A 16260-nucleotide genomic window follows, 5' to 3' on the forward strand; every position below is an offset into this window, starting at 1 on the left:
CTGTTACAGAGTCTTCAAACACAAAAAAATGGGTGGAGGTTTCAGATCCGAAATAACATCTCACAAACTGAGTGGAGGATTTTAAATGAAAAAAGCTTTAATATTTCAGGGTGGTTGGCAAGGGCATGAGCCAGCAGAGGTAGCCGATATACTTGCTGGTGTATTAAAAAATGAAGAATTTGATGTGAAAATTACCGATACGTTAGAAACGTTAGAGCAAGATGACTTAACTGTTTATGATTTAATTGTACCAAATTGGACGCAAGATACGATATCAAAAGAGCAATTAAAGCCATTAATGGCTGCCGTAGCAGCAGGAACAGGTTTAGCTGGGTTACACGGAGGAATGGGTGATAGTTTTAGAATGGCAGTTGATTATCAGTTTATGGTGGGTGGGCAATGGGTGGCTCATCCCGGTGACGACCTCATTCATTACAATGTGAAAATTCTTGATTCCGATCATCCGTTAACGGAAGGAATGAAAGACTTCCCTGTCGTTTCCGAGCAATATTATATGCATGTTGATCCCGCGATAAATGTTCATGCTACAACAAGGTTTCCAAATGAGGAAGGTCCTTATGCCACGAATCGGGAAGTTGATATGCCAGTCGTGTGGACAAAAAAATGGGGACAAGGAAAGATCTATTATTGTTCGCTAGGCCATGTGGCAGAGATTGTTAGAATGCCAGAAGTTATCAAGTTAATGAATCGAGGAATGGTGTGGGCATCACGATGAGACAAGTAGAGGAGGAGATTATCATATGAAGATTGGAATCATAGGGTGTGGAAATATTAGCGGGATTTACTTGGAAAACTTGGGGAACTTTGCGGGTGTGGAAGTTAAAGGGATTACTGATTTAGACCTTTCCAAATCAAAAAAACAAGCGGATAAATATGATGTACCGCATGTATATCAATCGGTGGAAGAGCTTCTTGGCGATCAAGAGATTGAGTTAGTTATTAACTTAACAATTCCAAAGGTACATGCAAACGTTTGTAGGCAAATTTTAGAGTCTGGAAAGCATGTGTATGTTGAAAAGCCTTTGGCATCAGATCTAATCGATGGAGAGGGGTTACTTGCTTTAGCGAATGAAAAAGGACTGCGCATCGGTGGTGCACCTGACACTTTTTTAGGTGCTGGCATACAAACGTGCCGAAAGTTGATTGATGATGGTGCAATAGGCAGACCGCTATCTGTTATAGGTTTTATGATGGGGGGAGGACATGAAAATTGGCATCCAGATCCAGCATTTTTTTACGAACGAGGTGGAGGACCAATGTATGACATGGGGCCATATTATTTGACCGCTTTTGTTAACCTTTTAGGGCCAATTCGTCGTGTAACTGGCTCAGCTTCAATGGCATTTACGGAACGGACGATCAAAAGTGAACCTAAATACGGCCAAAAAATCCCTGTAGAAACACCAACTTTCTTAACGGGGACAATAGACTTTGAGAATGGAGCTGTCGGTACACTGATTACTAGCTTTGATACTTTCACAAAGGCTGATTACCCTAATATTGAGATTTATGGCACTGAAGGAACAATTCGAGTACCAGATCCTAATACATTTGGAGGACCCGTTTTACTTAGGAAACCTGGAGAATCAGAATGGTCAACGGTAGATTTGACTCATAAATACGAAGGTAATTCTCGAGGAATTGGAGTCCTAGATATGTTGTCTTCTATTAAAAGTAACAAAGAACATCGAGCGAATGGAAAATTAGCCTTACATGTTTTAGAGGCAATGCATGGGTTTCATGTAGCGGCGGAAGAAGGTAAACATTATGAATTAAATAACAGGTGCGATGTACCAGAGTCACTTCCCATTTCGGGAATTCAAGTGTGATTTTACCTGAGTATTAGCCTACTTCATCTTTACGTACTGCCGAGAAAAAAATCAACCTCTCCTCGATTAGATATGGCTAAATTACGAGCACCGTGAGTTTGGAGCGGAAGCAGGAACAGAACTATTGAAATTGCTACAGACCATCAGACTTATTGTCTGATGGTCTGTAGCTCTTTAACAATTTTGTGCTAATAGAAAAATGGGAATAGTAATCGCCTTATTCCAAAAAACGGAAAACGGTGACGCCTGAACCGCCGAAATCGTCTTGGATACCCATATCCTGGACCACCATATCCATACCAGGGAGCTCCGCCAAAACCACCATATCCGCCATACCCAAAACCGAATTGACGCTCATATTCATTGTGATTATTATCCGTATCACCATCTGGCATAAGCACCTCAACGCCGTTCTGATCAACGCCATTAATAATTCCGTCGTGAACTTGCCCATCAGTAGTTTCTAATTGTACTAAATAATTATTGTACTGTTGACACAAGTCGTGCATTTGTTGTTGATGTGCCGCAGGATCTACACCTCCCGATTGTTGCATTTGGTCGTTTTGCTGACCACCACCGAAACCAGGACCATGTCCGTGTCCAGGGCTATTGTGCATCTGATTCATATTATTATAAGTCATATTCATTCTCCCTCCTTACACGGTTATCATATTGAGATAAGTGGGTGTTTGTGCATAAAAATTTTAGGCTTTATAACTAAAAAAATTGTTGTGATATTGAGAAGGTGAAATTATCTAACTAGTTTTTATCCATAGGGTTGGCATGGTTATCAAATACATTAGCTTCATAAGGAGTACCAATTATTAAAACAATAAATGGAAACGGGTATTTCATATGATATAATTTATAAAATGTGTATTCGAGTCATAAAGTAGGAGGAAATACTTTTGCAATTTTTAAGAAAAGGTCATTACAAAGATTTAGAACAGGCTGCTATAGATGTATTGAAAAGATTAAGCCAGTTTATTGATATAAATACCGTGTTTATTGCAAAAAATGATAAGGAAACAGTTGAAATCACTCACTCCTTCAATCGCGATTATATGATCATTGAAGAGGGTTTTGAGACAAAATACAGTGAATCATATTGACAATTTATCGTTGAAAATGGCCGTGAGTCATTTCTCGTGGAAGATTTAAATGAACATGTTTTGACTAAGGGAATGCTCGTAACAAAAGAACTTGGTGGCGGGACGTTGCTTGGTGTTCCTATCACGTATGGAGATTCACAAAATAACTACGGAACACTTTGTGGAATAGATAATAAGCCCCGTAAGTTCAAGGATGAAGAAAGAGAATTATTCCAAACGATGGCAACACTTCTTGGTTACGTCATAGATTTAGACGAAGCGAAGAGCAGGATTCAAAATTATTCTGTGCCGATTGTTCCGATAGAGGAGGGAGTTGTAGTCTTACCGCTTGTAGGCGAGGTGGATGAGGTTCGCTCTGAGATTATTTTGGAACAGGTATTAGCGAAGAGTTATCAGGATGGCATTAATTATTTTATTATTGATGTTTCGGGTCTCGTTCATGATGATAAATCGGTTATAAGGAACCTTTTCAAACTTACCCAATCCTTGAAATTACTAGGAGCGATCCCTGTACTGACAGGTGTAAGGCCAGATCAAGCGATGGATTTTCAAAAAAACGAAACAGGTATTTCTGATCTAACGGTAAAGGCAAATTTGAAAGAAGCATTAAATTGGATTGGGATTCAATTAATAAAAAAATAAATCAATGGATCCTCTGTATATAAGGGGATCTTTTTGTTTACAAGATAATATATAAAATTATCGTTTTTTTAGAGATTGTTGTTTTCGTCGAACAGAGAGGCTCGAATCCGCTCTAGGCAGTTGCTTTCCGCGGGCAATGCTTCAGTCTCCTTGGATAAATAAATGTGTCTCTTCCTCTACCAGTAAGACTCTGAACTAAATAGATATAGCGTAATTTGTAAAAATTTGTTGTATAAGTGTGCAGATATTAGTACAATTGGCTTATTATAGTAAAAAATAAAGTTTAATAGAAATATAGGTGGATGCGATGGTATTCGATGGTATTGTTCTATCAATTTTGGTTGGTTTTATTAGAAAAGGCAGTTTAAAAGGCTTAGCTTATTTAGAATTAAAAGGTGCACTTATTTTTCCTATCATCTTAGTAATACAAGTTCTTGTCTATCTATTTCAGGATGAGTTTCCATTTTTAGGTGCCGCAAGTAGCTATATTTTTATGGCTGTTTATATAGTAGGGTTATATTTCCTTTGGTTGAACAGGAATTTACACGGATTTCTATTAATATTTACAGGAGTCTTTTTGAATTTCTTAGTGATGGCAGTTAATGGTGGGAGAATGCCAGTATCGCTTGAGGCAGCGGAAATACTCGATCCAATATATATCGAAGTTTTAAAGAACGGTATATATGGTAAACATGCTTTACTAACAGAAAGTACAAGGTTAGCTTTTCTAGGGGATGTTATTCCCGTGACGCTTCCATTTCGGAACGGGCAAGTAATAAGTATAGGTGATGTCTTCATGAATATTGGAGTATTTTTGTTTATTCAGGTAGTTATGATGAACCATGAGAAAAATACAACAGATAAAGGTAAATTAACTTAAAAAGGAGGTGATAAATATGAAAAATATTAAAATCACAAAGGTTATTGTGAACATTGCTATTTTAACTTCTGTTATTGTAGCATTAACATCAGGTTTTAAAGTGGTATAATAATTTTAAAGGGAGTTGAGAGACTCCCCTTAAAAATATAAAAAGAGTGTGATGTATGTTGAGTAAAATTTCTGAATTCGGTATATACATATTTATTATATCAATACTTGGAACTACTATATTTCTATTAAATATTAATAATTCTTTTAGCCTTAGTCCTATGAATTGGACTACCATATTACTTCTCGTTATTGCTATTATTTTACTTAATCATTTCATCGTTCTCCTTCCACCGAAGGGAAATGCTATGTCCATGGATTCTGCTATTTATTTAGCATCATCCTTTGTTTTTGGTATTGAGTTAACCCTAATTGTATTGTTTTGGAGCAGTATAATCTTCGGCTTGTATCAGAGTAAAATCGTCTGGTGGAAGCATGTATTTAACTTTTCAATTTATTCCTTAATGATCATCGCAGCATATCACTCGTTTATTTATACGGGAGGAACTGTTGGGGCGATAGAGATTGAACAGCTTGTTCCTTATGTTATTGCGTTACTAATCTATTTTGCTTTGAATGTTCTTTTAGTAGGGGGTTATTTCAAAGTATTAGAAACAGTGAGTCTTTATAATGTGATAATAGGGATGGTCAAAGAAACGATTCCTAGTTACTTAAGTACACTCGTTCTTTCAATTATATTAGGTATGTTAATGACATCTTATCAAAATTTCGGCTTAATTTTATTCACTAGCGTTGTTGTTCTACTTTCTATTGTATTTAGACAATATTTTGTTCTCTACGATGAAGTTTCAAAAAAAGCAAACTTTGATGAGTTAACTACGCTTTATAACCATAGTCATTTTAAAGAAGTAATTGATGATTATCTTATAAACAAGAAAGCTGATACATTGAGTTTGGCTTTTATCGATATCGATGATTTTAAGAAATACAATGATTATCACGGCCATGTATCCGGAGATGAATTACTAAAGTACTTTGGCAAGCAATTAAGAGAAAAATGTGAAAAGGATGGTTGGTTTGCAGCTCGTTATGGTGGAGAAGAGTTTGTGATCATATTGCCAGATGTAAAGGGATGCGAAGCTTCAAAATACTTAAATAAACTGCGAAAAGAGATTAATGATTCTTATTTCAAAGGTGTGGAGGTACTCCCACATGGATGTTTATCCTTTTCTGGTGGAGTCGTGGAATACGAAAGTGATTTTTATAACTCTGCGGAATTTATCGGCAAGGCAGACCAGGCAATGTATCGGGCCAAGTCTGAAGGGAAAAATGCCATTCACCTTTATCACAAAAATGATCTCGATTCTTCTTTAATAGATTATGAAAAAGAGGTTGATCACTTAGAACAGCAGTTAAGATTTTTTCTATATAAAGATATTTCTACCTATCAGCATAGTAAACGAGTCTTTCAGTATGCCGTTAAATTTTCTAATGAGATAGATCTCACAGATCATGAAAAAAAGGTCTTAGTTTTAGGGGCTTTAATTCATGACATAGGTAAGATTGAAATTCCTAGAGAGATTATTAATAAAAAAACGAAATTAGAAGAGGCTGAATGGGAAATGATTAAACAACACGTTACGTGGGGCAAAGAAATTGTCTCTACGGATAAAGCATTACAGCATTTAGTTCCATTAGTAGAGCTTCATCATGAAAGATACGATGGAAAAGGTTATCCGCATGGTTTAAAAGGGGAAGAAACACCGAAACTGGCACGAATCCTTTGTATCATAGATTCGTTTGATGCGATGACAACCGAGCGACCTTATCAATCAACAAAGTCGTTTGCCCAAGGGATTGAAGAGCTTGAAAAATGTTCGGGAACACAATTCGATCCAGAGTATGTGCCGCACTTTATTGAAATGATCAAACGGCAGTACCAGATTGATAAATAAGATGTAGAAGTAAAACGAGGTAGAGTACGATATCTATCTCGTTTTTTTTGTGCAACTTTTCCATGTAATGACTTACACTGTGTTAGTGAATCTCTGAATAAACAGTACCGAGTATTGAAAAATCTGGTAGTTTATCTTACATAAAACCGTAATACTACAACCTTTGCATATAGAATATGCTATACATAAGGTAAAAGCTAATTTATGTTAGAAATAGTTATATATCAAGCGAAGTAATCTTTACTAGGAGAGGAAGAGAGATCATATATGAAGTTGCGAGGTACTTCTATTTTACAATTTGATCATTCAGAATCTAGGATCATTTAACGTTATGTATAGTGTATTGTACAACAATTCCCCGTACAATCGATTTAACCTTACAATAGTCAGTAAATTAACAATATTCAAACTACGGAGGTTATAATAAAAGGGAGACAAGGTTTTACTAAATTAGAGTCCTAATTTCCAAGGAGGGGATAGTAATGTCAGATAATGTTAAAATCGGCTTAATACAAGCTTCTAATGATGTTCATGGAGACCAATCGATTGAGATTCATAAAGAAAAAGCAATTGAAAAGCATATTAAACTTGTAAGAGAGGCTAAAGATAAAGGTGCTCAAATCATCTGTTTACAGGAGATCTTTTACGGCCCTTATTTTTGTTCGGAACAAAATACAAAATGGTATGATGCTGCGGAGGAAATTCCAAATGGTCCCACAACAAAATTATTTCAGGATTTGGCCAAAGAATTAGAAGTCGTTATCGTCTTGCCTATTTATGAGAGAGAAGGAATCGCTACTTATTATAATACAGCCGCGGTGATTGACGCCGACGGGTCCTATTTAGGGAAATATCGCAAACAACATATCCCTCAGGTAGGTGTAGGAGATAACGGTCATGGTTTTTGGGAAAAATTCTATTTTAAACCTGGTAATCTAGGTTATCCGGTTTTTGACACAGCTTATGCAAAGATTGGTGTCTATATTTGTTATGATCGCCATTTTCCAGAAGGTGCAAGATTACTAGGCTTAAATGGCGCCGAAATTGTTTTTAATCCTTCAGCGACTGTAGCTGGATTATCGGAATATTTATGGAAACTTGAACAGCCAGCTCATGCCGTTGCGAACGGTTATTATGTTGGTGCAATTAATAGAGTCGGACTAGAGGCTCCCTGGGAAATGGGAGAATTTTATGGTCAATCTTATTTAGTTAACCCACGAGGAGAATTTGTTTCGATGGCAAGTCGTGACCAAGACGAAGTCATCATTGGTGACATGGATAAAAAATTGATTCGCGAAGTCCGTGACACCTGGCAGTTTTATCGGGACCGTCGACCAGAAACTTACGATGATATGACTTCGCTTCTTCCGTAAAAAACTGATTTTCGAAAAGGTTTTTTATTCCAAGGTAAAAAAGTATAAGATGACAGCTTTCTTTACGCCTCACGTATCAAGAGAAACCTACCCTCCTTTCGAGTAGCACTTACACTCAGTATGAAGGTGCTACTCGGGGTGGTGAAAGATCACGCTGTATTTAATAAAAGACGCTGCGCGTTTTTCTTAGAAACTAACTCTGTAAAGGAGGAATTACTAGTGACCAATAAGGGACCGAACATCTCGCTTCATGATTTAGAGAGTAACTTTGAAGAAGTAACAAAAGCATTAACAAAGCAAGAGGCGAATGAAGAAGCCACACGTTGCCTCTATTGTTATGACGCCCCCTGTATTAAAGCTTGCCCAACAGACATTGATATTCCAAAATTCATTAAAAAGATTGCGACAAATAATTTAAAAGGATCTGCTAAAACAATTATGATAGCAAATCCAGTTGGTGCAAGCTGTGCTCGTGTGTGTCCGACCGAAGAACTATGTGAAGGGGCATGTGTTCTCAATCATTCTACAACGCCAATCATGATCGGTAACTTGCAACGGTACGCTACAGATTGGGCGATTAAAAATGAACAGGTGCTATTTAAAGCAGGCAAAAAAAACGGCAGGAAAGTAGCTATTGTAGGTGGGGGACCAGCCGGTTTGTCCGCTGCACGTGAACTGGCATTACTAGGGTATAAAGTAACGATATTCGAAGCGGAAAAAGAATGTGGTGGTTTGAATACCTATGGGATCGTTTCTTTTCGATTGCCCCAAGCTATTTCATTTTGGGAAGTTGATCAAGTAAGGAAACTAGATGTGGAGATTAAGACGAATACAAGAGTCGGTAAAGATGTTTTACCGGAAGAGTTGTTGGAAAACTTTGATTCCGTTGTTTTAGCCATCGGTATGGCCAACGTACCAAGCTTAGGGATAGACGGAGAAAACTTAACAGGTGTTCACGATGCGATTGATTTTGTGAAATCTACTAAATCCGGTGAGCTCAGTGATGAATTTAAACAAAAGCGTATCGTTGTCATTGGCGCAGGAAATACGGCAATTGATGGAGCCACCTGTTCTGTCAGACTAGGTGCAGAAAATGTGAAAATTTTATATCGACGTACAGAGCAAGAGATGACTGCGTATGATTTCGAGTATGAATTCGCCAAACAAGATGGTGTAGAGTTTCGTTGGTTGACTTCCCCTAAGAGAATCATTGGCGATGAAAATGGGGTTGTCAAAGGAATCGAATGTTTGAAAATGGAACTGGGGGAAGCGAATGAAGATGGTCGAAGACGACCGGTTCCAGTGGAAGGTTCTGAGTTTGTGCTGGAAGTCGATGGTGTGATAAAGGCAATTGGTCAGTCACGTTACACATCTTTCATTGAAAGTTTTGGATTAGAACATAAAAATGGTGTGGTAAAAGTAGATCTGGAAACCCACCAGACTTCAAATGAGAAGGTGTTCTCTTGTGGAGATGTTATTTTTGGCGAAGGACAAGGGGAAGCAATGGTCGTTTCAGCAGCTCAACAAGGTAAAAATACCGCCTATGCCATACACAAGCTACTGTTTATGAAAGCTTCGGAAACAGCATAAAGAATAGTTTACATGATGTTGCACGCGAAAAAGTGTGTGCCTAGAGTGAATTTGAGTGCTATACCATTTTTCTATAATAAGAGATGTCATGCGAATGATTAAAATGAGGGGGTCATAGAATGGCTGATTTACAGATTAATCTAGCAGGAATTAAATCGCCAAACCCGTTTTGGCTTGCATCGGCTCCTCCTACCAACACTGGTTATCAAGTGCAACGAGCGTTTGAAGCAGGTTGGGGAGGTGCGGTATGGAAAACCTTAGGGGATCCGATTTTGAATGTTACCTCGCGATTTTCTTCATTGGATTTTAATGGACAGAGGATGGCAGGCTTTAATAATATTGAGCTAATTACAGACCGTCCACTAGAAGAAAATTTAAGAGAAATATATGAAACGAAAAAGAGATTTCCTAATCACGCGATCATCGTTTCATTGATGGTGGAACCGCAACAGGATAAATGGCATGAAATTGTGAAACGAGTAGAAGATGTAGGTGTAGATGGGTTGGAGCTTAACTTTGGCTGTCCCCATGGAATGGCCGAACGAGGCATGGGTTCTGCCTCTGGACAAGTTCCTGAATTAGTGGAAAAGCAGACTTACTGGGCAAAAGAAGTTGCGCAAACGCCCGTGATTGTAAAACTGACGCCTAATATTACAGACATTACAGTAACTGCAGAAGCAGCTGTTCAAGGTGGAGCAGATGCCATTAGTATGATTAATACGATTAACAGTCTGACGGGAGTTGATTTGGATACCTGGAATACGGTACCAAATGTTGCGGGGAAAGGAGCGCATGGGGGCTATTGTGGCCCAGCAGTTAAACCAATTGCGTTGAACATGGTAGGGGAATGTGCCAAGAACCCGCGAATTAACGTACCTATTTCTGGAATAGGGGGTATTTCCAATTGGCAGGATGCCGCTGAATTTATGTTAATGGGAGCAACTGGAGTGCAAGTATGTACTGCTGTCATGCATCACGGATTTAGTATTGTTGAAGATATGATCGACGGGCTTAGTAATTACTTGGATGATAAAAAGGTTAAATCGGTGAATGAGCTAATCGGTAAATCCGTCCCGAAATATACAAATTGGGGAAATTTAGATTTGAATCATACGGTTATTGCAAGAATTAATAACGATGTTTGTATTAACTGTAACAAGTGTCATATTGCCTGTGAGGATGCCTCACATCAATGTATTGATATGCTTAAAGACAGCAACGGAGTGGAGTATTTACAGGTGCGAGAGGAAGACTGTGTCGGTTGTAATTTATGTTCGATCGTCTGTCCGGTTGATGGGGCTATCGATATGCTCGACATTCCTAGTAACCAACCGATGACGTGGAATGAAAGAGAAGCGGTGATTAAGGGGACAAAAGTAAAATCAGAGGTGAATATCGGTAAATAAAAGGAGGCTGCTGCAATGAAAAAAATTGTTAAAAACGGAACGATTGTAACTGCATCAGACACGTATCAAGCAGATCTAGCTATTGTAGATGGGAAAATAGCCATGATTGGAACGGATTTGAATGAAGAAGGCGCAGAAGTAGTAGATGCGGATGGTTGTTACGTCTTTCCTGGAGGAGTAGATCCGCACACTCATTTTGAAATGCCATTTGGTGGTACCGTCTCAAAGGATGACTTTGAAACTGGAACGATAGCTGCTGCATACGGCGGGACTACAACGGTGATTGATTTTTGCTTGTCCAGTAAAGGTGAACCGTTAAAAAACGCGATACAAACATGGCATGATAAATCCAAGGATAAAGCAGTTATCGACTATGGTTTTCACCTGATGATAGGCGAAATCACAGATGACGTTTTAAACGAATTACCAATGGTGATAGAGGAGGAAGGTATTACCTCCTTTAAAGTATTTATGGCTTATAAAAACGTCCTGCAAGCCGACGATGAAACATTATTTCGGACTCTGATTACTGCTAAAGAGCTTGGAGCACTGGTGATGGTTCATGCGGAAAATGGAGACGTGATCGATTACCTTGTGAAAAAGGCATTGGCTGAAGGAAATACTGATCCGATTTACCATGCGTTAACGAGGCCGCCAGAAGCTGAAGGAGAAGCGACCGGGCGAGCTGCACAGTTAACGGGACTTGCAAATTCGCAACTTTATGTAGTTCACGTTTCGTGTGCAGAAGCTGTTGAAAAGATTTCAGAAGCTAGAAATAAAGGCTATGACGTTTGGGGAGAGACATGCCCGCAATACCTCGTTCTTGATCAAACCGCATTAGAGAAACCTGATTTCGAAGGGGCGAAATACGTTTGGTCACCACCACTTCGTGACAAATCAAATCAAGAAGTACTTTGGAAAGCATTGAAAAATGGACAGCTGCAAACATTAGGATCTGATCAATGTTCTTTTGACTTCAAAGGACAGAAGGAATTAGGGAAAGGCGACTTCACTAAAATTCCTAACGGAGGTCCTATGGTCGAAGACAGGGTAAGTATTTTATTTTCTGAAGGCGTCAAAAATGGCCGAATTACTTTGAATCAATTTGTGGAGATTATGGCCACACGAACGGCCAAGTTATTTGGAGTGTTCCCGCAAAAGGGGACGATTGCCGTGGGCTCAGATGCTGATATTGTTATTTTTGATCCAACCATTGAACGTATCATATCGGTTGACACTCACCATATGGCTGTAGATTACAATGCATTTGAAGGAATGAAAGTAACCGGAGAGCCAGTCACTGTTTTGTCACGTGGTGAGTTTGTCATTAAAGATAAACGATTTGTCGGAAACCCAGGAAGCGGTCAGTATTTAAAACGAAGAAAATATAATGAACAGTAGGAAGGTATTCAAGCATTAACAGTTTCCCAAAGTAAGTGATCGATGTTCAAGCGAACAGACGTGACTGCATCCAGAGTAATAGCTGATGAAAGCCTAATAGATAACACCGTTTAAATAAAAAGTCGTTAGATGATTTTTATTAAAATGAAATAAGGGGTGTTGGGATGAGTAAAAAGAGTAGCTATTTAAAGTCACCGGATTTATTGCCTATTAAACATGCTGACAAAAAAATCAGTTCCTTTGGTTTTATGCTGATGTGGGTCGGTATGGCAGTTGTGTTAGCGGCATTTGCGATAGGTGGCGCTGGTGTTGGAAGCTTACCGTTGGGATGGGTTATTGTTGCTGGCTTTGTGGGATGTGTTGCCGTCGGGGTGTCCATTTCGATCACAGCTGACATAGGTATTGAACATGGACTCTCATTTCCTGTTTATATGAGAGCGCCATTCGGAACGGTAGGAACACATATCCCTTCCGTTACAAGAGGTCTGGCTGCTTCTTTCTGGTTTGGGATAAATACATTTTTTGGCGCAACAGCGATAAACGGTATCCTTATTGTTTTATTCAACTTTGACAATTGGTTCCTCTGTTTCAGTATTTTCGCTTTCGTTCAATTATTAAATACTGCGCTCGGGATAAAAGCAATCGAACGTTTTGCAGATTTAGCGGCACCAGTAATTATCATCATCTCAATTTGGATTTATAGTACACTGTCGGGACGTGCACTCGAGCAGGGGCGTGATATTTGGGTTTGGGTCGAAAATCCTGTTACTGGAGGAGCTGTAGTCACTGCTTTTTTCGTCGTCGTATTCAGTGTTATGGGATTTTGGGTAACCCTAGCTGCTGATATTCCTTCGATTTCCCGTCATATAAAAGCTCCAAAACATGAGAGAAATTGGTTTAAACGGAACAAAGCATCTCTGCTTGGAAGTCTAGTAGCAATGCCATTGGCGCAAACATTTATCATTGTTATTGGTGCGGTTTCCTATATCGCAGTCTCTAACGCGGATCCAGTTGTTGCGCTTCAAGAAGCAGCGAGTGGCATCATACTTGTTATTTTACTAGTCATGATCGTGTTCGCTCAGTGGTCGACAAATATAGCTGCTAACTTGGTTCCGGCAGCAACGATATTCTCTAATGTAGGAGGACCAAAAGTTCCGTATTGGGCAGGCGTGTTCATGGCAGGTATTGCCGGAACAGTCGTTCAACCGTGGAATTTATTCGATATCTTAATTCCCGTGTTACTAATAGTTGGAGGAATTTTATCGGCGATTGTTGGTATCTTATTTGTTGATTATTATGTCCTGAGAGGAAGAAGAGTGAATGTTCCTGATTTATATGAAAGTAAAGGTCAGTATCGATATTTGAATGGTTTTAATGTCGCTGGATTTATTGCCTGGATAGTTGGTGGCGTAACAGCTTCTATATTATCCAATTATTCATTCGTAGTCGGGTTTGTTGTCGGGGGTGGCGTTTACTACGTTTTAGCTAAATACTGGTGGTTTAAAAAATATAAACAGGCTGAAATTGAAGATCCAGATGATGACAAATATTTAGGAATTACTGTTGGAAGAGACTGGATAATCAAAGATGGAGAAGATGATAAGGACAAAACAATTGTAGGATAGGTGGGAAATCTAATGTCAACTCACAATGAATTTATTGCTGAAAGAGATAAAATTGATTTTTTAATAGATCAAGGCTACCGAATAACGGCAGTGACAGAAAATTTAAGCGGTGATTTAGTTGAGTTTCAGCAAGTAGATGAAGCAGGAGTACTTGGAGAAAAAAAGGAGACTACATCCTTACTAATAATGAACGCAAATGCAAGAAAGTATTTTTCTACGTTGATGATGGAACAACAGCAATAATATGTTGAAAAAAGAAACAGGGATATCCTCCCTGTTTTTTACTATTCATGTAACAAAAGACGGCTATGCCATTTTTCTAAACTGAAAGTATAAGTTGACAGCTATCTTTACGCCACGCGTGTCAAGGGAAACCCACCCTTGACACTTAAATGATGGTGGCGAAAGATCACGCTGTATTTAACAAAAAACGGCTATGCCGTTTTTTGTTAAAAAATTCTCAGTATTTGTTTAGATATCTACTATAATAACAATAGGGGGTGTTTTGAATGCAATCAATGTTAACCATTGGAGACATCTTAGACAGAAAATACTTTTCAAATATAGAAGTGGTGGCTGGTGCTACTGGATTAGGAAGACAAGTAAAGTGGGTCCACGTCGTTGAAGTCATAAAGATAAAATCGTTATTGAACGGAAATGAGCTGATATTAACAACTGGTTTAGGTTGGAAGACGGATGAAGCGTTGTTTATGTCCTTGCTTAAACAGCTTATCGAATGCAATGCATCAGGTCTTTGCATTGAAATGGGGACAAGTACTTCTTCTATTCCACAGGAAATAGTTGATTATGCTAACACACACCATTTTCCAATAATCATTTTTCATGAGGAAGTACCGTTTGTAGAAATCACTCAAGACATTCACTCATTGCTTATTAATAAACAGTATCAGATGATTTCTGATTTAGAAAACTACACGCAACAATTAAATAAAAAGATGCTCGAAATCGATCATTATGAGGAGATACTAACTTTTTTTCACAGATATTTAGATGTCCAAATTATTGCCAAATTCAATATGAATGATATAAAGTTTATCCCGGAATTAGGTCGGGAGGAGAGAGAACGACTTCTGCTTAAGATTAATAGAACAGAGGAAACAAATGAATACAGTGTAGCAAAGCAACCGGTGCAACTCTTAGGAAACCAGTATGCAGAAATTATTATTTTTGCTGATACAAGAGAACTCAGTGAATATGATTATTTGCTTCTTGATCGAACAGCTACTGCTCTAGCTCAACATTTACTCCGAGACTTACTCGTTGAAGAGAAAAAAAGGATGGAAGAAACCGAGTGGATGCTAGATTGGTTAGATGGAGAACACAGTGAGGAGGAAATTCGTGAATACCTTTCTTACCACCAGGCAGACATAGATGCAAAGGATGGCGTTGTATGCGTATGCCGATTAAGTAAAGGACAGATTAAAAATATGGACAGTACGTACTTTAAGCTTGTTTTTCGTACTATATTCGAGCAATATGGATTCTCTACTTATTCTACGGAAGTGAGGAATCAACTTATTTTTATCTTTGTTAATCAACGAGAGTCCATAAACTGGAGAGAGAGAATGGAAAAAGGATTCATGCGATTTAAAACGAATCACTCAACAAAACTTGATATGTCATCTATTTCATTTGGCGTTGGTAAATTTGTTGGGAGTCTAAAAGAGATACATAAAAGTTATCAAGCAGCGAAAGAAACGTTACTTCTTCAACATACATTACCTGAATCAAATAGAAGATTATTCTACGATGATTTACATATCTATCATATTATATCTCTTATTAATAAGCATGGAGATCTCCCGGAAATGGTGATGAACCATTTAACACCTGTCATTGAATATGATAAGAAAAACAATGGGACACTGTTGTATACATTAAAAACGTATTTGGCTTGCAATGGTTCAAAACAGGAAACAGCAAAAAAATTATATGTTGTACGTCAAACTTTATATCATCGGATTGATAAACTCGAAAAGTTACTTGGTGAAGACTTTATGAGTCCTGAAAAAAGGTTAGTGATGGAACTTATGCTTGTTGCACACGATTATCTGGTGAACCAAGAGACGAAGAAAAGTGTGGAATAATAGGTAAAGTCTTGTGAGAAGTGAAATCCTCATGAGGCTTTGTTAATAGTTAAATACTTTTAGTGAAATTTTAGTATTTAGAGATAACACTTACACGCAATCCAAAGTTGCTACTCGGGGTGGCGAAAACTCACGCTGTATCTAACAAAAGATAGTCATCGTAGAAACGTAGTAAAATTACAGCAATTGCATATTAATAGTATTTTGTAAGGATGGTCCTCACTAGGTTGTAGTGGGGATTTTTTTGTTTTTTAAGAAAAGCGTTTGAATTTTTAGTAAAAATAATATATAGTTTAAGTTAAATAAACA

General features: G+C 38.2%; 14 protein-coding genes. 13 read left to right on the forward strand and 1 reads right to left on the reverse strand.

The features are described from left to right. Positions 1 to 85: 85 nt before the first annotated feature. Together CEF18_RS21715 and CEF18_RS21720 are read left to right on the forward strand one after the other, a co-directional pair. Complete coding sequence (locus CEF18_RS21715) at positions 86 to 736, forward strand: ThuA domain-containing protein (RefSeq protein ID WP_110938576.1); 651 nt, start codon at positions 86 to 88, stop codon at positions 734 to 736. Positions 737 to 761: 25 nt separating this feature from the next. After that, positions 762 to 1850 (forward strand): Gfo/Idh/MocA family protein, encoded by a 1089-nt coding sequence (locus CEF18_RS21720; RefSeq protein WP_110938577.1) that lies wholly within the window; start codon positions 762 to 764, stop codon positions 1848 to 1850. A 188-nt stretch (positions 1851 to 2038) separates the two neighbouring features. Here the strand turns inward: CEF18_RS21720 and CEF18_RS21725 are convergent, their stop codons facing one another. Further along, positions 2039 to 2491, reverse strand: a complete 453-nt coding sequence (locus tag CEF18_RS21725) for a hypothetical protein (RefSeq protein WP_223292427.1) — start codon at positions 2489 to 2491, stop codon at positions 2039 to 2041. 267 nt (positions 2492 to 2758) lie between these two features. Between CEF18_RS21725 and CEF18_RS21730 the strand changes: the two genes are divergently transcribed. The 11 genes from CEF18_RS21730 (at position 2759) to CEF18_RS21780 (ending at position 15951) form a co-directional block, all read left to right on the forward strand. After that, positions 2759 to 2962, forward strand: a complete 204-nt coding sequence (locus tag CEF18_RS21730; RefSeq protein WP_110938578.1) for a hypothetical protein — start codon at positions 2759 to 2761, stop codon at positions 2960 to 2962. A 36-nt stretch (positions 2963 to 2998) separates the two neighbouring features. Then, positions 2999 to 3604, forward strand: a complete 606-nt coding sequence (locus CEF18_RS21735) for an STAS domain-containing protein (protein WP_110938579.1) — start codon at positions 2999 to 3001, stop codon at positions 3602 to 3604. 307 nt (positions 3605 to 3911) lie between these two features. Beyond that, positions 3912 to 4484 (forward strand): DUF5317 domain-containing protein, encoded by a 573-nt coding sequence (locus CEF18_RS21740; protein ID WP_110938580.1) that lies wholly within the window; start codon positions 3912 to 3914, stop codon positions 4482 to 4484. A 164-nt stretch (positions 4485 to 4648) separates the two neighbouring features. Next, entirely contained in the window at positions 4649 to 6448 is a 1800-nt protein-coding gene (locus tag CEF18_RS21745; protein WP_110938581.1) for a bifunctional diguanylate cyclase/phosphohydrolase, read from the forward strand. Between the two features lie 482 nt (positions 6449 to 6930). Next, on the forward strand, positions 6931 to 7821 hold the full coding sequence (locus tag CEF18_RS21750) for a nitrilase-related carbon-nitrogen hydrolase (RefSeq protein ID WP_110938582.1): 891 nt from the start codon (positions 6931 to 6933) through the stop codon (positions 7819 to 7821). Positions 7822 to 8040: 219 nt separating this feature from the next. Next, on the forward strand, positions 8041 to 9411 hold the full coding sequence (locus CEF18_RS21755) for an NAD(P)-dependent oxidoreductase (protein WP_223292428.1): 1371 nt from the start codon (positions 8041 to 8043) through the stop codon (positions 9409 to 9411). A 119-nt stretch (positions 9412 to 9530) separates the two neighbouring features. Further along, a complete protein-coding gene (preA, locus tag CEF18_RS21760) occupies positions 9531 to 10817 on the forward strand; it encodes an NAD-dependent dihydropyrimidine dehydrogenase subunit PreA (RefSeq protein WP_110938584.1) in 1287 nt (428 codons plus the stop codon). A 15-nt stretch (positions 10818 to 10832) separates the two neighbouring features. Beyond that, the gene (hydA, locus tag CEF18_RS21765) at positions 10833 to 12218 is read left to right on the forward strand and encodes a dihydropyrimidinase (protein WP_110938585.1); all 1386 of its coding nucleotides are present in this window, start codon (positions 10833 to 10835) and stop codon (positions 12216 to 12218) included. Positions 12219 to 12382: 164 nt separating this feature from the next. Then, complete coding sequence (locus CEF18_RS21770; RefSeq protein ID WP_110938586.1) at positions 12383 to 13843, forward strand: NCS1 family transporter; 1461 nt, start codon at positions 12383 to 12385, stop codon at positions 13841 to 13843. 12 nt (positions 13844 to 13855) lie between these two features. Then, entirely contained in the window at positions 13856 to 14086 is a 231-nt protein-coding gene (locus tag CEF18_RS21775; RefSeq protein WP_110938587.1) for a hypothetical protein, read from the forward strand. A 266-nt stretch (positions 14087 to 14352) separates the two neighbouring features. Beyond that, entirely contained in the window at positions 14353 to 15951 is a 1599-nt protein-coding gene (locus tag CEF18_RS21780; RefSeq protein WP_110938588.1) for a PucR family transcriptional regulator, read from the forward strand. Positions 15952 to 16260: the final 309 nt, after the last annotated feature.

The sequence above is a fragment of the Salipaludibacillus neizhouensis genome, from assembly GCF_002886185.1.
In the GTDB taxonomy this organism is placed as follows: domain Bacteria; phylum Bacillota; class Bacilli; order Bacillales; family Salisediminibacteriaceae; genus Salipaludibacillus; species Salipaludibacillus neizhouensis.